Source organism: Kocuria sp. 2SI (assembly GCF_005502825.1).
In the GTDB taxonomy this organism is placed as follows: Bacteria; Actinomycetota; Actinomycetes; order Actinomycetales; family Micrococcaceae; genus Kocuria; species Kocuria palustris.
In genome coordinates this window covers 80,252-97,900 of sequence record NZ_SCNB01000005.1, presented here as the reverse complement: position 1 = coordinate 97,900, position 17,649 = coordinate 80,252, and the positions used below count along the sequence as shown (strand labels likewise).

Sequence of the window (17,649 nt, the reverse complement as noted above, 5' to 3'; positions counted from 1 at the left end):
GACTCGAGCCCATCATGGACTTCCTCACGGACAACCCCCTGCTCTCCTCCCCGCCGGCCTCGGGCGCAGCCAGCGCCATGGAGTCAGCTCCGGGGCGGCGCAGCCCGGAATCCCTCCTGGAGGGGCTCAACGGGCCGCAGCGCCAGGCTGTCGAGCACGCCGGCTCGCCGCTGCTGATCGTGGCCGGGGCGGGCTCGGGCAAGACCCGCGTGCTGACCCACCGCATCGCCTATCTGCTGGGCACGGGGCGGGCGCATCCGGGGGAGATCCTGGCGATCACCTTCACCAACAAGGCCGCCGCGGAGATGCGCGAGCGCGTGGTCGAGCTCGTGGGGCCGTCTGCGCGGACCATGTCTCTGTCCACGTTCCACTCCTTCTGCGTGCGCGTGCTGCGGCGGGAGGCCACCGCGATCGGGCTGAAGTCCACGTTCTCGATCTACGACTCCGCCGATTCGCTGCGAGTGATCACCGCAGTGGCCAAGCAGCACGAGCTGGATCCCAAGCGCTTCGCACCCAAGGCGCTGCAGCACGCGATCTCCTCGCTGAAGAACGAGCTGATCGACGATGAGACCTATCTCTCCCGGGCCACCGGGTCGGATCCGTGGGAGCAGGCGGTCGCGCAGACCTACCGCGGCTACACGCAGCGGCTGCGTGCGGCCAACGCCCTGGACTTCGACGACCTCATCTCGCAGACGGTGCACATGCTGCGGGCCTTCCCCCAGATCGCGGAGTACTACCGCCGCCGCTACCGGCACGTCCTGGTCGACGAGTACCAGGACACCAACCACGCCCAGTACTCCCTGATCCGGGAGATCGTGGGGCATCAGGGTGATCTCACGGGCCTGCCGCCTGCGGAGCTGACGGTCGTGGGCGACTCCGACCAGTCCATCTACGCCTTCCGCGGGGCGGACATCCGCAACATCACCGAGTTCGAGAAGGACTATCCCTCCGCCCGGACCGTGCTGCTGGAGCAGAACTACCGCTCGACCCAGACCATCCTCTCCGCGGCCAACGCCGTGATCTCCCGCAATGCCGGGCGCCAGGACAAGAGGCTGTGGACCGCCGAGGGCGATGGCACCGAGATCGTGGGCTATACGGCCGAGTCCGCCCACGAGGAGGCGCGCTGGATCGCTGAGGAGATCGACCGCCTCCAGGATGCCGAGGGCATCCGTCCGGCGGACGTGGCGATCTTCTACCGCACCAACGCGCAGTCCCGCTCGCTCGAGGAGATCCTCATGCGCGTGGGCCTGCCCTACAAGGTCGTGGGCGGCACCCGGTTCTACGAGCGCAAGGAGATCAAGGACGCCCTGGCCTACATGCGCGCGCTGCTGAACCCGGATGACGAGGTCACGGTCCGGCGCATCATCAACGAGCCCAAGCGCGGGATCGGCGACCGAGCCCAGGGCGCTCTGGCCGCCCTGGCCGAGCGCGACGGACTGTCCTTCATGGACGCCGCCCGCCGGGCCGAGGAGGCCCCGGGCATGGCCTCGCGCTCCCTCAACGCGGTGAAGGCCTTCGTGCAGCTCATGGACGACCTCTCGACCGTCGCGGAGGGCAACAGCCCGGCCTCGGTGGTGGAGGCCGTGCTGGAGCAGACCGGCTACCTGGAGGCCCTGCGCACCTCGGAGGACCCCCAGGACGAGACCCGCGTGGAGAACCTGGCCGAGCTCGTGGCGGTGGTCCGCGAGCACGAGCGCGAGCATCCGGAGCACGGGCTGGCGGAGTTCCTGGAGCACGTGGCCCTGGTCGCCGACGCCGATCAGATCCCCGATCCCGACGAGCAGTCGCAGGGCGTGGTGACCCTGATGACCCTGCACACGGCCAAGGGCCTCGAGTTCCCGGTGGTGTTCCTCACCGGCATGGAGCACGGGATCTTCCCGCATCAGCGCTCCATGACTGACGAGAAGGAGATGCAGGAGGAGCGGCGCCTGGCCTACGTGGGGATCACCCGCGCCCGCCGCCGCCTCTACCTGACGCGCGCGGAGAACCGTTCGCAGTGGGGGCAGACCCAGTACAACCCGCCGAGCCCCTTCCTGGAGGAGATCCCGTCCGAGCTGATCAGCTGGGAGCGCGAGGGCTCCGGCGCGCGGCCGGGCTGGGGCGGGGCCGCCTACGGCTCCGGGCTCATGGGCTCCGGCGGCTCGCAGGGCGGGGCGGCGGCCACGTTCCGGCGCGGTGCCCGCACACCGGCAGCGGGGCGCGTGGATCCGCAGCGGGAGGTCCTGGCGCTGAGCATCGGCGAGCAGGTCGACCACAAGAGCTTCGGGCGCGGCACCGTGGTGCAGCTGGAGGGCCGCGGGGACCGGGTGATCGCCAAGGTCAGGTTCGGCTCGGAAGAGAAGCGGCTGCTCGTGCGCTCGGCCCCGCTGAGCAGGGTCTCCGAGTGAGCATGACCTTCGAGTGAGCCGCTGAGCGGCTGGCGGTCGTCTTCAGAGGAACATCATCAGGAACCACGACGCCGCCGCGCTCCAGCGCAGGCGCCCACCCACCAGCAGGTGCACGACTCCCAGCAGGGTGCAGCTGACCAGTGTCGTGAGCAGGTCGGCCCACCCGCCGACGAACAGGTCCGGAATGCCCAGCAGCAGGCCCAGCGCGATCCCGCCCAGAGGGACGCGTCGGGTCCAGGCGCGGCGGATCAGCGATTCGCCCATCGACTGGACCAGCGCCAGGATCAGCGCGAAGAGGACCGCGTAGCCCGTATGGAAGATCACCCAGGCCGCCGTCGCGAACGCCACGGAGGTCCCGTAGGTGCCGTAGAGGCCCAGCCACAGCTCGACCGGCTGCATGGTCCAGCCGCCCACGAGCAGCGGCGGGAGGATCACGGCGGACAGCAGCGCGACCACGAACAGGACCAGCGCCAGGGTGGGGGAGCGGGGGTCCGCCTCGACGTCCGGCTGGCGTCGTCCGGCCGTGAAGACCCGGCGAGCCCCGGAGGCCCGCTGCAGGCTCAGATATCCGCGTCGGGCGCCGAGCAGGGCGATCAGGCCCATGCCGAGCCACAGCAGCGACTGGGGCCACAGCGGAAGCAGCCTGCCGGGCGGGTCGAGCAGATCGGGGACCTCGGCCAGGGGGATGCGCAGCGCGCACAGCGCAAGGCTGATCAGCAGGACCCATGTCGAGGCTCGGAGCATGGCCGCCCGGGCGGGCGGCATGGAGCGGGGCCGCTGCCTCTCGCCGCGCCGTCGGGTTGCCTGCATGCGGGACAGTCAATCAACTCGGAGGCCCCGATGGGCGCAGGGCGGGGCCGAGGGCGAGTCCGCTAAGGTGGGTTCAGGAGAGGCACGTCGCTGTGCCCTGCGCCGGAGATGCACCCGGCGGAGCAGGGCCCGCGCGCCTCGACGGCAACGATCGGGCGCGCATCCGCGCGGCCGGACCAAGAACTTCGACGAAGAAGGGCTCTCAACCGTGGACCTGTTCGAATACCAGGCACGCGACATCTTCGAGAAGCACGGCGTGCCCGTGCTCCAGGGCATCGTCGCGACCACTCCGGAAGAAGCAAAGGCAGCTGCTGAGAAGATCGGCGGCGTGACCGTCGTCAAGGCGCAGGTCAAGGTCGGCGGCCGCGGCAAGGCCGGCGGCGTCAAGGTGGCCAAGACCGCCGATGAGGCCTACGAGTACGCGCAGCAGATCCTGGGCATGGACATCAAGGGCCACACCGTCCACCGCGTGATGATCGCCCAGGGCGCAGACATCGCCGAGGAGTACTACTTCTCGGTGCTGCTGGACCGCGCCAACCGCTCCTACCTGGCCATGTGCTCCGTCGAGGGCGGCATGGAGATCGAGCAGCTGGCGGTCGAGCGCCCCGAGGCCCTGGCCCGCGTGGAGGTCGACCCCGCAGCCGGGTTGACCGAGGAGAAGGCCCGCGAGATCGTCGCCCAGGCCAAGTTCGACGAGGAGACCGGCGCCAAGATCGTGCCCGTGCTCGTGAAGCTCGGCGAGGTCTACAAGAACGAGGATGCGACGCTGGTCGAGGTCAACCCGCTGGTCAAGACCGGCGAGGGCGACATCGTGGCCCTGGACGGCAAGGTCTCGCTCGACGACAACGCCGACTTCCGCCACGAGGACCACGCCTCCCTGGTCGACAAGAACACCGAGGACCCGCTCGAGGCCAGGGCCAAGGAGAAGGGCCTCAACTACGTCAAGCTCGATGGCGAGATCGGCATCATCGGCAACGGCGCCGGGCTGGTCATGTCCACGCTCGACGTCGTGGCCTACGCCGGCGAGAAGCACGGCGACGTCAAGCCCGCGAACTTCCTGGACATCGGCGGCGGCGCCTCGGCCGAGGTCATGGCCAACGGCCTGGACGTCATCCTGAACGACCCGCAGGTCAAGTCCGTGTTCGTCAACGTCTTCGGCGGCATCACCGCATGCGACGCCGTGGCCAACGGCATCGTGAAGGCCCTGGAGATCCTGGGCGACACCGCGACCAAGCCGCTGGTCGTCCGCCTCGACGGCAACAACGTCGAGGAGGGCCGCCGCATCCTGGAGGAGGCGAACCACCCGCTGGTCACCTCCGTGGACACCATGGACGGCGGCGCCGACAAGGCCGCAGAGCTCGCCGCAGCCGCCAACTGAAACCGCCGGAAACCGAAAGCAGAGGAATCAGAATGTCCATCTTTCTGAACAAGGACTCGAAGGTCATCGTTCAGGGCATCACCGGCGGCGAGGGATCCAAGCACACCGCCCGGATGCTCGCAGCAGGCACCCAGGTCCTGGGCGGCGTGAACGCCCGCAAGGCCGGCACGACCGTCTCGCACAAGGACGCTCAGGGCGCCGACGTCGAGCTGCCCGTCTTCGGCGGCGTGGCCGAGGCCATGAAGGAGACCGGCGCGAACGCGTCGATCGTCTTCGTGCCCCCGAAGTTCTGCAAGGACGCCGTGATCGAGGCCATCGACGCCGAGATCCCGCTGGTCGTCGTGATCACCGAGGGCATCCCCGTGCAGGACGCGGCGGAGTTCTGGGCCCACGCCAAGGCGAACGCGGGTGAGGACGGCCGTCCCAAGACCCGCATCATCGGCCCGAACTGCCCCGGCATCATCTCCCCGGAGGAGTCGCTGCTGGGCATCACCCCGGCGAACATCACCGGCAAGGGCAAGCTGGGCCTGGTCTCAAAGTCCGGAACCCTGACCTACCAGATGATGTTCGAGCTGCGCGATCTCGGCTTCACCACCGCGATCGGCATCGGCGGCGACCCCGTCATCGGCACCACCCACATCGACGCTCTGGAGGCCTTCGAGGCCGATCCGGAGACCGAGGGCATCGTGATGATCGGTGAGATCGGCGGCGACGCCGAAGAGCGCGCGGCCGAGTACATCAAGGCCAACGTGACCAAGCCGGTCGTCGGCTACGTCGCGGGCTTCACCGCCCCGGAGGGCAAGACCATGGGCCACGCCGGCGCCATCGTTTCCGGCTCCTCCGGGACGGCCCAGGCCAAGAAGGAGGCCCTCGAGGCCGCCGGTGTGAAGGTCGGCAAGACCCCCACCGAGACCGCCGACCTGATGCGCGAGCTCATGGCCGGCAAGTGATCGATCCGCGCTGAGAGCGCCTGCCCTCAGCGGAATCATCGAGCACCGGGGCCCCCTCCTTCAGGAGGGGCCCCGGTGCTCTCGCGCATCCGGGGCATCGCCCGGCAACAAGGCACGGGGTGGTGCGCGTCACGGCCTAGGTTGGGGCACCTCTCCGTCCGCCTGCAGGGACCCGCATGCCCGTGCCGCCCTGCCCTATCGAGAGGCACCCAGATGCCCCACGCCGACACCCTCCCGGCCACAGCCACGATCGACGCCGACAAGGTCGATCCGTACCTGGTGACCGGCCGCGAGACCGCGGAGCCCCCGGAGCGCATGGGCGGGCGCTTCCGCTTCCTGGGCCCCGGCATGATCACCTCCGCGGCCGTCTCGGGCTACGACGACGTCCCTCCCCGACTCGGTCGGCGCGGCTGGATGTCGTAGCCGGTCCTGCTGATGTTCGCGCAGTTCCTCACGAGCCAGGCCGGTGTGATCGCGGCAATGCGCCGGGGGGCACCATCGTGAAGGTGGGCAACCTCCCCGGGGCGAGGTCCCCGTGGCCCTGGGCGGGATCGTGACCCGGGAGACCACCTACCGAGGCTCCTACCGCTTCGTCGACGAGATCTCCGATGCGCTGCGGCTGATGGCCGAGGGCGTGGACGTCTCCCCGCTGATGACGCACGAGGTGACGCTCGCCGATGCCCTGCACGGCTTCGAGCTGGCCGCGGCCCATTGCATCGCAGTGCATGGGCTCGTGACCTGGGGCATCGCGTCTTCACCTGCGTGACGACGCGGTGTCACCTCGGCGTGGGCGCGCAGACGGGCGGGGTTCGGATGATGGGGCCATGACTTCCGTCTCCCGCCGCGGTCTGCTCACCGCCACTGCCTGCACCTCCGTCCTCGCCGTCTCCGCCGCCCCCGCCACGGCCTCTCCGGCGGTCGCCTCGCCCAGCCAGCGCCCCTCGGCTGCGGGTATCGTCCGCCGCCGCCTCCACCTGCCCTCGGGCATCATGACGGGGGATGCCTCGAAGGACTCCGTCGTCGTGTGGTCGCGCTCCTCCGGCGACGGCCGCATGATCGTCAAGGTCACCGCGGTGGACGATGCCTTCAACCCGGCCCGCGGGCGCGGGCGCTTCGAGAAGACCGTCGAGTCCGGATGGGTCACCGCCGAGACCGACCACACCGCCAAGATCGGCGTGACCGGGCTGCCCTCCGGCTCGCAGTTCCTCTACGCCGTGCAGTTCGAGGACGAGTCCGGTGTCCGCTCGCCCGCGGAGTTCGGGACCTTCCGCACAGCTCCCGAGGGGCTGCGCCCGGGCCGCGGCCAGCGCGTCCGCCGGCCCTCGGGCACCCGTCAGTCCTTCGTGTGGACCGCCGACACCGCGGGGCAGGGCTTCGGCATCAACCCGGATCTGGGCGGCATGCGCACCTACCGGGCCATGGCGGCCACGAACCCGGACTTCTTCATCCACGCCGGCGACACGATCTACGCGGACGGCCCCATCGAGGCCGAGCACCAGGAGCCCGACGGCCAGGTCTGGCGCAACGTGGTGACCGAGGGCGTGGCGAAGGTGGCCGAGACCCAGGAGGAGTTCCGGGCCCGCCATCGCTACAACATGATGGATCACAACATCCGGGACTTCTACGCGCACACCGCCCTGCTCTCGCAGTGGGACGACCACGAGACCACCAACAACTGGTACCCCGGCGAGACCCTGGAGGACGAGCGCTACACGGTCCTCGATGTCGACACCCTGGCCCAGCGGGGCCGTCGCGCGTGGCAGGAGTACCAGCCCATCGGCGACGCCCGCGCGCTCAAGCCCGGGACATCCGGCTTCGAGGATGCGCGGATCTACCGCAAGATCGAGCGCGGCTCCCAGCTGGACGTCTTCTGCCTGGACATGCGCACGTTCAAGGGCGAGAACACCGCCGGCAAGGAGGCTCACGAGACGGACATCCTGGGCGAGGAGCAGACCCAGTGGCTGATCGACGGCCTGCGGGACTCCACTGCCACCTGGAAGTGCCTCTCGGCCGATCTCCCGCTGGGGCTGGTGGTCCCGGATGGCAAGGCCCAGGAGTCGATCTCCAACACCGATCCGGGCAAGCCGCTGGGACGTGAGCTGCAGCTGGCCCGAGTGCTGAAGTCGATCAAGGACAACGGCGTGAAGAACGTCTTCGTCATCACCGGCGACGTCCACTACTGCGCCGCGCACCACTACACGCCGGAGAACGCGGCCTTCCAGGACTTCCACGAGTTCTGGGAGTTCGTGGCCGGCCCCATCAACGCGGGCTCCTTCGGGCCGAACAAGCTGGACCGGACCTTCGGCCCGCAGGAGGTCTTCTCCAAGGCAGGCCCGGCCATGGGCTCGCCCCGGGACGCGGCGTTCCAGTTCTTCGGCCACGTGGACCTGGACGAGCAGGACCTCATGACGGTCTCGCTGCGCGACGGCAACGGGGAGATCGTGTGGGAGAAGCAGTTCGAGCCGCAGTCCTGAGCCGACCCGGATGAGCGCCCGGACCCTTCAGGGTCCGGGCGCAGTGCGTGGCATGACAGGCCGATGGCCGTGAGGTGACGGATGCAAGGCACCCGGCGCGGGGAGAGATGCGCCTCCAGAAGGAGAATGCTCGCGGCCATCGGCAGACAGTCATGTCTCAATGAAGGGAGTCGTGGGCTGAGCGACTGCTGCCACTGCTGCTGCCGGCGACGAAGCACCCCCCAGTGCGGCCGTGCCGACGTCTGCGACAGTGGTCCTTCATTGCTGTGTGGCGCAAAGGCCACGAGCCGGATCATATCCCAGCCTTGGGGACTGCGGTGCGTCCCTGCGGGAAATACGTGCCTTGAGTGATGCAGTTCACAGCGTCGGAACAGGCTCCGGACATGGGCGGACGTGCACCCGGGCCGCTCAGCCGACCGTCGTGTTGAACAGCAGGCCCAGCAGGTAGGTCGCGATCGCCGCTCCGTAGCCGATCGAGAGCTGGCGCAGGCCCCTCTTCAGCGGGGACGCCCCGGACAGCAGGCCCACGGCGCCGCCGGTGACCAGCAGGGCGATGCCCACCAGGACCATGGCCAGCACCAGTGCGGGCATGCCGGCCATCCCCAGGATGAACGGGATGATCGGGATGATCGCCCCGGAGGCGAAGAAGCAGAAGCTCGAGGCGGAGGCGCCCAGATCGGTCCCCAGGGCCACGTTGTCCTCGCCGCTGTCCGCCTGGTCGTCCTCGTCCTGGTAGGACAGCGACGGGTCGCAGTCGCAGTCGAGATAGCCCAGGCGCTCGGCCGCGCGATGGGCGGCGGCCTCGGCCGACATCCCGCGGGCTCGGTAGACCAGCTCGAGCTCATTGGCCTGCAGATCGAGCTGGGGCGCCACGTCGAGGGTGACCTGGGTGGGCAGCGAGGCATCGAGCATCTCGCGCTGCGAGCGCACGGAGACGAATTCGCCTGCGCCCATGGACAGGGCACCGGCCAGCAGGCCCGCGATGCCCGTGAAGAGCACCTGGGATCCCGCCATGCCCGTGGCGCCGACGCCCATCACGAGCGCCAGGTTGGACACGAGGCCGTCGTTGGCGCCGAAGACCGCGGCGCGGAAGTTGCCGGACAGCCGCTGACGGCCGTCGTTGGCCAGGGCACGCACGATCTCCTCGTGCAGGGCCTCGTCGGCGGCCATGGAGGCGGGGACATCGACATCGTCGGCGTACGGCGAGCGCGACTCGGCGCGCTGCAGCAGCGCGAGCACGAAAACGGTGCCGAAGTGCTCGGCCAGCAGCATCAGGGTGCGGGAGCCGAGCGACGGGCGCGTGGGGCCCAGCCCGTACGGGGCGAGCTGGCTCTGCCAGTGCCGGCTGTGCCTGCCCTCGGCCTCGGCCACCTCGAGCAGGATCCGGCGGTGGCGTCCCTCGGAACGCTCGCCCAGCCTGCGGTAGATCTCCGCCTCGGCCTGCTCCTCGGCCAGGTAGCGCCGCCAGCGGCGGACCTGGGAGCGGGTGGCTGCCCCGGGATCGCCCGGGTTCAGCGAGGCGGGGGAGTCGGAAGAGGGCGCGTGTGAGCCGTTCATGGAGGAGTCCTGTCCTGTCGAGGCTCGGGCGGTCTGGGACCAGCCTGGCCGATGGGCTGAAGGTCTCGCTCATCCGCATGCGGACGGCTCGCCGGGACTCCTCCGTGAATCCGGTATGTCGACGAGCCTCCGGGGGCCGAGGCCGCCCTGGAACTACTCCCCTTCGATCGAGCCAGTCTACCTGCCCCGCGGATCGCCGGTCCGCCTCAGGGTGTGGAATCGCTCACGGCGCGACGGCCTGGGAGGACTTCAGGATGTGGGGCGATGGAACGAGACCACCGGGGCCACTGGACCCGAGGCCTGGGGGTCCTCCTCCGCTGAGCCGGTCTGCGCATCTCCCACGCCCCAGCAGAAGCGGTAGGGATTGCCGCACAGCCGCCCGATGCGCATGCCCTCGACCATCAGCTCGGCGGCCTCCTCAGCCGGCATGGGGCCGCAGCTCCAGGCGACCCCGCCATGGGCGGGCTGGCGCCAGCGGGGCTCGACGAAGTAGTCCTCGGCCCTCGGCCACAGGGCGCTCGGGCTGTTGACCCCGGAGAGACTGACGACGGTCCCGTCGGGCCCGGTGCGGGCCCAGGCAGACGGGGACGGGGGAGCGTCCTCCTCCGGAGGCTCGGAGTAGCGCAGGACCAGGATGTCCTTCCAGGCGAGCTCCTCGAGCTCGTCCAGCAGGCGGTCCCGCAGCTCGTCCCAGACCTCATGGGGCCACTCGCCCGTGGATGCCGGCGCTGCGATCAGTCCGATCCCGGGGTCGTCGAGCTCCTGGATCTCCCGGGCCACCGGCATGTCCCTCTGCCTCGGCTCGCCGGGCTGGCCTCCGTCCAGGCCCATCCCGTGCAGCGCGATCGCCCAGTCGCCGCCGCCCAGACGGCGGGCGACGACGGAGGCGGCCGGCGGCCAGCGCAGCTGATGGGACTGCGGGACATCGGCGACGAGCCGGGTCTCCATGAGCAGCTCCTGGTACCGCGACTGGCGCAGGACCGGGCGCTGGCCCGAGTGCACATGCTGGCGCAGCGCGCCGACCAGCATGAGGCTTTTGGCCAGGATGGCCCCGGAGGGGTCATACCAGCCGGTCAGGTCCTCGAGGATGTCGATGTCCTCGGGGCTCAGCAGGGCTGTCGCCTGGGGATCGGGCTCCAGGCCCTCGGCCACGGCGGCCACGACCTCGACGCCCAGGCGCAGCTGACGGTCGTCGTAGTGGGCCCGGCCGCGGGCGACCGGCTCGCCGAGCACATCCCGGCGCAGCCACCCGGCCCAGGAGCTCGGTGCCCTGTCCGGGAACAGGGTGTGCAGACGGCGGCGGATGTCGGCGGGTGCGAGCCCGGAGGCGACGAGCGAGTCGGCGACCAGGGCCGGGACGCCCTCGGACTCGGGCCGGTCCGCTGGGATGTGGGACACGGCGATCACTTCCTCGGCAGGCAGAAGGCGGTTGCGCGGCGGTGCGCGGGTGGTGTCGGCAGCTGAGCGTGCGTTCCACGGGGCGGCGGATGGCTCCGAGCGCGACCGAGAGCGGCTCATGGGCGGGCGGAGACGCCTGTTCGGACGCTTGTCGCATCCGGTCGGCCCGCGGGCGCCCTGACGATCTCGCGCGGCCTCCACGCTAGACGAATCCGGGCGCAGTCTCACGGGACCACAGGCCCCGGACGGCATTATGACGCCGCGGGCGCGGGCGCGGGGCCGGTGGGTGGGAACGGCATCAGTCCCGCAGCAGCTCGAGGACGTCGTCGGCGCTGAGCTGGGAGGCGAATGTCCCGTCGTCGTCCATCACGGAGTCGAACAGCGCGGCCTTGCGGCTCTTGAGCTCCATGACCTTCTGCTCGATCGTGCCCTGGGCGATCAGTCGGTAGACGAGCACCTTCCGGGTCTGCCCGATCCTGTGGGCTCGGTCGATCGCCTGGTTCTCCGCCATGGGGTTCCACCAGGGGTCCAGCAGGAAGCAGTAGTCGGCCTCGACCAGATTCAGGCCCGTGCCTCCGGCCTTGAGGGAGACCAGGAAGACGCGGGTGCGTCCCGAGCGGAAGTCCTCGATCGCCGTGGCGCGGTCGCGGGTCGAGCCGTCCAGGTAGGAATAGGGGATGCCGAGCCGGTCCAGGCGCGCGGCCGCGAGCTTGAGGAATCCGGTGAACTGCGAGAACACGAGCGGACGGTGCCCCTCTGCGATGATCTCCGGCAGGTGCTCGAAGAGCACCTCGAGCTTGGAGGAGGGGACCTCCATCTCGGGATCCACCAGCGACGGGTCCAGGGCCATGAGGCGCAGCTTGGTCAGCGACTGGAAGATCGTGAACCGGTTGCCGTTGAGATCCTGCAGCAGCCCCAGGACTTTGGATCGCTCGCGCTGCAGGTGCAGGTCGTAGAGCCGGCGGTGCTCCTCGGACAGCTCGATCTCGAGGGTCTGCTCGATCTTGGGCGGCAGCTGAAGATCCACGGACTCCTTGGTGCGGCGCAGCATGAACGGGGCCAGGCGCCGGCGCATCCGCGACAGCGCGGTGCGATCGCCCGAGGCCTCGATCGGGCGCTGATAGGCCTCCGCGAAGCGCCGTCGGGACGGGAACAGCCCCGGGGCGGTCAGTGCGAGCAGCGCCCACAGGTCGGTCAGCCCGTTCTCCAGCGGGGTGCCGGTCACGGCGATCGTCGTGTCGGTGCGCAGGGCCCGCGCGGCGCGGTGGGCGCGGGTGCGCGGATTCTTCACGAACTGGGCCTCATCCAGCACCACGGCAGAGAAGTCGATCGCGCTCCACAGCTGCTCGTCCAGGCGCAGCAGCGCGTAGGAGATCACCACGACGTCGTGCGCGCCGGCCAGCTGCTGCGGCTCCTCGCCGGTGGCCGCGGCCGTCCCGGGCATGGAGCGCACGGACAGCTCCGGGGCGAAGCGGCGGATCTCCGAGACCCAGTTCGGCGCCACGGAGGTGGGGGCGACCACCAGGAAGGGCCCGCCTGCGGGGGCCTCGGCGAGGCCTTCGGCAGCGCGGTCGTGGGCGCGCTGGAACATGGCGATGGTCTGCACCGTCTTTCCCAGGCCCATGTCATCGGCGAGCACGCCGCCCAGGCCGAGATCGTGCAGCGCTGCCAGCCAGCGGAAGCCGTCGACCTGATACGGGCGCAGCTGCGCGTGCAGAGCCTGCGGCACCTCCGGCGGATCCTCCTCCTCGAGCCCCGCGTTCAGGCGGGTCACGGCCTCGCGCCACCGGCTGACCGGCTCGGAGCGATCGGCCAGCTCCTCGAACTCCTCCCACAGCCCCAGCTGATGCCGAGAGATCATGGGAGCGTCCGAGGGCGTCTCCTGCAGCGAGCGGGCCTCCTTGAGCAGCTCCCTCAGCTTCTCGAAGCGCGGGGCGTCGAGGCCGAACCAGGTGCCGTCGGGAAGCATCATCACGTCCTGGCCCTGGGCCAGGGCCTTGAAGATGTCGGCGAAGGCCACGTGGAAGTCGCCCACGCGGATCGACACGCCCAGATCGAACCAGTCGCGGCGCTGGCTCGAGGCAGTGCTCACCGTGATCTCCGGCGGATCCTGCGACGGGCGGTAGGCCGGCTCCGTGCCGCGGATCTCGATGCGCAGGTCGTGGATACGCTCGAGCTCGGGCAGCCAGTCGCGCAGCAGCACCACGGCGTCGTAGCCCACGTAGGCGCTGCGGCGGAACTCGAGGTCGGGGATGCGCCGGTGGACGGCGGTGGTCATGGACGACTCCCAGGTGGAGTCGCGGCGCACCGGCTCGGTGCCCAGGGGATCCGCGGGGCGGAAGGGCAGCCGCAGGCGCTCAGCTCCCAGCTGGTACTCCCACTCCCACTCCAGGCGCACCGTGAGGTCATCGTGGGTCACCGTGAGGACCATCTCCGGGGCGGCGACATCCGGCAGCTCGATGGAGCCGTCGTCGCTGGTCATGGCGATGCGCTGCTGCAGGCGGGGGAACCACCGCTCGACGAACTCCTGGACCTCGTCGTCCGGGACCGTCATCTCCTGCGCGGTCTCCAGGAAGCGGCGCTGATCCCGGGTCAGGCGCGTGCTCAGGGGCACCAGGCGCAGCGACATGGCGTTGAGATCGGACTCCGGGTCCAGGTGCTCCGGCGCGGAGCCGGAGAAGGCCGGAGGGGCGTCGTCCTCGGCCACGGGGAAGAACAGGCCGTGCCCCGGATCGCCCACGACCCCGGCCGAGGTCAGCGGGATCACCCGGCGCAGGCCCTCCTCTTCGACCACGACCTCCGGGTGCAGGACCAGGCCGTGGTCCTCGTCGCGGCTCAGATCGACCTGGAAGCGCCCGGCCGGATCCAGCACGACGGGCCGGCCGTGGCCGGCGCCGACCAGGGAGACGTCCAGCTGCTCGGCGCGCTCGAGCAGCGACCACAGCATGGGCGACTCGTAGTGCTCCACCCTGATCCAGTGCCGGTCATGGGCGACCTGGCGCGATCGCACGTTCGCGAGCACGCGCAGCTCGTCGAACCAGTCCGCCTGCTCGGGGCTGACGACCCCCGTGCGACCGGCGTCCACCACGCGCTCCCAGTCCAGCCCGCCGCGGATCCAGGTCCCGCGCGCCCCGCGTCGAACCGGGCGCATTCCCAGGGTGTAGGGAGCCCCGGCGGCGGGCGCCGCCTGACGGACCCTGCGCAGCAGCGGCAGCTGCAGGTCGAACTCCAGCCCGACCTGGGCCGATGGGCCGTCGTCGAAGGAGGCCTCGAGCGCGCCGTCCTCCTCGTCGTCGAGCATCCGCTCGAGCGCGCGCTTCCATCCAGAGGCTCCGGAGTCGGGTGAGGCGGTCATCCGACCGATTCTACGCGGCGCCCGGCACCTACAATGGGAGGTGCTGTCCGAACGCACCCGTTCGGGCACAGGACATGACACCAGAGGGGCGGCTTGCGGATCGCGGCCGACCGGCATCCGGCATCAGGACGGCGGCTCGGGGAGCCGCGGACGGAGGAGAAGTTGGCTCATACGCGAGGACTCAGCCTCGGAGACCATCGGATCGCCCGCAGCGCCGCGGAGATCGAGTACCTGCGCTGGAACGACGCCGTGTGCGCGGCGCTGTTCGGAACCGACAAGGCGGGCGAGCTGGTCCCGCTGGATCTCGACGACGCCGTGCTCGCCAGGATCGGCGCCGAGCACGAGATGGACGGGCCCTCGGTCCTGCGCGCGATCGCCGACTCGGTGACGCCGCTGCTGGTCCTCGACGGATCGCGCACCCCGGTCCTCGAGGCGTTCACGCGGATGAACACGCTGTGGTACCGCGACTCGCGCCGCGCCCTGGACTCCCTGGAGGAGCTGGCCCCGCCGCCCGTCGTCGCGCTGCTGTGCCTTTTCGCCGTGGCCGGGCGCCACACCTCCCGTCTCGCCTCGCGCACCGGCGCCAAGGCGGCCACGGCCTTCTACCTGCCCCTGTCGATCCTGCTCGGAGCCGGCCAGGACAACGCCAAGGCTCTGGAGGCCTCGTTCAAGAAGGACGCCGAAGGCTACTGGGACGCCGTGCGCTACTGGCTCGAGCTGCGCGACGGCGAGGTCGGCCTGCCCGTGGGCGATGCCCTGAACCAGCGGCCCGTGGGCCTGGCGCTGTCCCAGTCGCTGCTCGGGGAGTCCGAGCGGCGCCAGCTGCACCAGATGTTCGAGGACATGGGGCTGACCATGGCCCAGGGGCTCTCGGCGGGGGAGCTCGGCATCTACCTGGACTTCTGGCTCGACGTGGCCGACACCGAGGTCTCGCCGGAGATGAAGAAGCTGTGGTCCACCTCCTCCACCCGCGACCCGGGTCTGGAGATCGCCCGCTCCGAGCTCATCCGCTGGGAGCGCTCGCGCGAGTCCGCCGGAGGCCCGGTGCCGGTGCGCCGCTCGGCGACCTCCCGGCCCGGTGAGCATTCGGCATCGCTGACCCTGGTCGACTCGGTCGACTACGTCGGCAATCCGCAGTTCGAGTTCGGCTTCGTGGTGCCCAAGCGCTACATGGCCGATCGCGATGTCGAGCTGGAGACCACCGCAGGGCCGCGCTCCGTCTTCCTGTCCTACATCGGCGATGCCTACCTGGGGATCTCCGCATACTCCGCGCGCATCGACCCGCAGTCGCTGCTGCTCGGCGAGCTGCGCCTGTCCGCCGGCGCCCACAGCTTCCGGCGCTCGCCGCGCCCTGTCGTCGTGTTCGCCAAGGACGGCTTCTCGGAAACCTACATCTCCGTGGACCACATCCCGGCCGCCTGGCCGTGCCGCGTCCTGGTCCGCGACGACGAGGACCTGATCGCCGGCATGCGCGCGATCCTCGAGGACTCCGCCTCCCCGGACTTCGCCTTCCGTCCCGCGGGCACCGCTGGCCTGCCGGAGGGCTGGGCCCTGTTCGACGGCGTCCAGGTCCTGCGCGCCGGCAACCCCGAGCTGACCGCCGATGACAACTTCTCCGGGATGGTGCCGCGGCTGGTCCCGTCGATCCGTCTCTCCGGCGGGCTGCGCATCCCCGGCGACGTCATCCGCTGGTCCACGCAGCGCCCGCCGCAGATCACGGTGGTCTCCGACTCGGATGATCCCCTGACCCTGGAGGTGGAGTGGCGCCACGCGGAGACCTTCCGCCTGGAGCGGCACAAGCTGGCCGAGAACCGCACCCCTCCGTTCCAGATCTCCGTGGAGTCCACTCCCATGGTCGGCCCGGATGGCCGGCTGCGGCCCAACGACTACATCCTGGTCCTCAAGGCCGGACGCACCGTGAAGCAGCGGATCGCCTACCAGGTCCGCGACACCAGCTTCTACATCACGCAGCGCTCGCTGGGATATGAGGGCGAGATGCTCCACGAGCCCACGGATGCGCTGTGGCCCGTCACGGCGGCGACCGCCGAGGAGCTGCCGGAGGAGTACGTCCAGGGCGCCTTCGACAACCTGGAGGCCCATCCGGTCGAGACCGATCTCGAACTGCCGCTCGTGCCGGGCTGGCACTCCGAGGAGGGCCAGCTGCTGGTGCCCCGGGAGAACGTGCTTCCGGAGCACGACGGCCCCTCCTGCCTGCGGACGGGGCGGCACCGCATCGTGATCCCGCCCATGGACCCCAAGTCCAAGGCGACCTGGATCTTCGGGCGCTGCCGCGACTGCGGCATGGAGAAGCGCTACCCGGGACGGCTGACCAAGGCCTCGGCGGTCTCGGAGGTCGGCTCGGCGGACGCCCTGCAGTTCATCGGCCCGGAGGTCGGGGAGCACCCGTCGTCGTGGGGCCCCTTCCGGGACGCGCTCACGTTCCTGGGCGGCGGCAAGCGCTCGTCGCTGTCCATCGTGGCCCGACAGCTCGAGGACACCGAGCGCTTCGAGGAGTGGTTCGTGGGCAACCTCCACGCGCTCGGATTCCTGGAGACGATCCGCGACGCCAACTGGACGGTGCGCCGCTGGCAGGTCTGCTCGCCGGCGCTGGCCCAGCTCGTGGACGGCTCGGTGCTTCTCACGGGCGGGTGGACGCCGCAGAAGGAGGCCCAGGTCGTGGCCGCGGCCGAGAAGGCGGGCGGCTCGGTGGTGACGCTGTCGCCCGAGGACCACTCCATGTCGCTGATCATGGATGCCGAGCTCGAATCGGTGGCGGAGCATCTGCCCGAGGGCCTGTGCGACGTCGTCTACGAGGCCGGTCCGGTCATGCTCGACACCCTCCCTCCGCTGTCGGAGGTCGAGCAGGGACTGCCGCGCGCGGAGATGCAGTACAACGGCGTGGCCGAGCGCTTCGACCCGGCCGATGCCACCTGGCACGCCACGACCGACCGCGAGCAGGTCGGGCTCTTCCGCATCAACCACCACCACCGCACGCGCTACCGGTTCCGCACCGAGGCAGACGTCGAGTCGGGCCACAGCCGACTCGTGAACTCCGGGCTGGGCAAGCATCTGGCAGCCCGCCAGGCCGGAGCCCCGCTGGCGGCGTGGGACGAGTCCCTGCAGCTGCTGTCGGTGCCGATCGGCGCGGAGCTGCCCGGGCTCTACGCCCGTGCCGCCGTGCTGTGCTCGGGGCTGATCCCCACCCGCGTGGACGACGACTTCTCGCTGAACTACGGCGACATCACCCGCGAGTTCGCCGAGGTGCTGGTCGCCAAGCTGATGGGCTGAAGAACCCGATCCGCCACGACGGCGGGGCCGGTGCGCGTGCAGCGCACCGGCC

Annotated in this window: 11 protein-coding genes; 7 read left to right on the top strand and 4 right to left on the bottom strand. The window is 70.5% G+C overall.

Going from position 1 to position 17,649, the window contains the following annotated elements:
• Window positions 1-14 precede the first annotated feature (14 nt).
• Entirely contained in the window at window positions 15-2,387 is a 2,373-nt protein-coding gene (gene pcrA / locus FFS25_RS04475) for a DNA helicase PcrA (protein ID WP_137802076.1), read from the top strand.
• A 42-nt stretch (window positions 2,388-2,429) separates the two neighbouring features.
• Here the strand turns inward: pcrA and FFS25_RS04470 are convergent, their stop codons facing one another.
• On the bottom strand, window positions 2,430-3,197 hold the full coding sequence (locus tag FFS25_RS04470) for a hypothetical protein (protein WP_137802075.1): 768 nt from the start codon (window positions 3,195-3,197) through the stop codon (window positions 2,430-2,432).
• 208 nt (window positions 3,198-3,405) lie between these two features.
• Between FFS25_RS04470 and sucC the strand changes: the two genes are divergently transcribed.
• The 5 genes from sucC (at window position 3,406) to FFS25_RS04450 (ending at window position 7,999) form a co-directional block, all read left to right on the top strand.
• Window positions 3,406-4,575 (top strand): ADP-forming succinate--CoA ligase subunit beta, encoded by a 1,170-nt coding sequence (gene sucC, locus FFS25_RS04465; RefSeq protein WP_137802074.1) that lies wholly within the window; start codon window positions 3,406-3,408, stop codon window positions 4,573-4,575.
• Window positions 4,576-4,607: 32 nt separating this feature from the next.
• The gene (sucD, locus tag FFS25_RS04460; RefSeq protein WP_024289078.1) at window positions 4,608-5,525 is read left to right on the top strand and encodes a succinate--CoA ligase subunit alpha; all 918 of its coding nucleotides are present in this window, start codon (window positions 4,608-4,610) and stop codon (window positions 5,523-5,525) included.
• Window positions 5,526-5,738: 213 nt separating this feature from the next.
• Window positions 5,739-5,948: a hypothetical protein gene (locus FFS25_RS13380; protein ID WP_171004091.1), complete on the top strand. Its 210-nt coding sequence runs from the start codon at window positions 5,739-5,741 to the stop codon at window positions 5,946-5,948.
• A gap of 112 nt (window positions 5,949-6,060) precedes the next feature.
• Window positions 6,061-6,291: a hypothetical protein gene (locus FFS25_RS04455; RefSeq protein ID WP_212742715.1), complete on the top strand. Its 231-nt coding sequence runs from the start codon at window positions 6,061-6,063 to the stop codon at window positions 6,289-6,291.
• 58 nt (window positions 6,292-6,349) lie between these two features.
• Complete coding sequence (locus FFS25_RS04450; RefSeq protein ID WP_171004097.1) at window positions 6,350-7,999, top strand: alkaline phosphatase D family protein; 1,650 nt, start codon at window positions 6,350-6,352, stop codon at window positions 7,997-7,999.
• A gap of 408 nt (window positions 8,000-8,407) precedes the next feature.
• On the opposite strand, the gene FFS25_RS04445 is transcribed toward FFS25_RS04450, so the two are convergent.
• The 3 genes from FFS25_RS04445 to FFS25_RS04435 form a co-directional block, all read right to left on the bottom strand.
• Window positions 8,408-9,556 (bottom strand): VIT1/CCC1 transporter family protein, encoded by a 1,149-nt coding sequence (locus FFS25_RS04445; RefSeq protein ID WP_058871429.1) that lies wholly within the window; start codon window positions 9,554-9,556, stop codon window positions 8,408-8,410.
• Window positions 9,557-9,805: 249 nt separating this feature from the next.
• On the bottom strand, window positions 9,806-10,954 hold the full coding sequence (locus tag FFS25_RS04440) for a TY-Chap domain-containing protein (RefSeq protein ID WP_137802073.1): 1,149 nt from the start codon (window positions 10,952-10,954) through the stop codon (window positions 9,806-9,808).
• Between the two features lie 298 nt (window positions 10,955-11,252).
• Window positions 11,253-14,309, bottom strand: coding sequence for a DEAD/DEAH box helicase (locus FFS25_RS04435; RefSeq protein ID WP_058871427.1), 3,057 nt, complete (start codon window positions 14,307-14,309; stop codon window positions 11,253-11,255).
• Window positions 14,310-14,471: 162 nt separating this feature from the next.
• On the opposite strand from FFS25_RS04435, the gene FFS25_RS04430 reads away from it, so the two are divergent.
• Entirely contained in the window at window positions 14,472-17,597 is a 3,126-nt protein-coding gene (locus FFS25_RS04430; RefSeq protein ID WP_058871426.1) for a hypothetical protein, read from the top strand.
• Window positions 17,598-17,649 lie beyond the last annotated feature (52 nt).

Coding starts and splice junctions, on each gene's coding strand:
- pcrA (WP_137802076.1), top strand. CDS start 15: ATGGACTTCCTCACGGACAACCCCCTGCTCTCCTCCCCGCCGGCCTCG.
- FFS25_RS04470 (WP_137802075.1), bottom strand. CDS start 3,197: ATGCAGGCAACCCGACGGCGCGGCGAGAGGCAGCGGCCCCGCTCCATG.
- sucD (WP_024289078.1), top strand. CDS start 4,608: ATGTCCATCTTTCTGAACAAGGACTCGAAGGTCATCGTTCAGGGCATC.
- FFS25_RS13380 (WP_171004091.1), top strand. CDS start 5,739: ATGCCCCACGCCGACACCCTCCCGGCCACAGCCACGATCGACGCCGAC.
- FFS25_RS04450 (WP_171004097.1), top strand. CDS start 6,350: ATGACTTCCGTCTCCCGCCGCGGTCTGCTCACCGCCACTGCCTGCACC.
- FFS25_RS04445 (WP_058871429.1), bottom strand. CDS start 9,556: ATGAACGGCTCACACGCGCCCTCTTCCGACTCCCCCGCCTCGCTGAAC.
- FFS25_RS04435 (WP_058871427.1), bottom strand. CDS start 14,309: ATGACCGCCTCACCCGACTCCGGAGCCTCTGGATGGAAGCGCGCGCTC.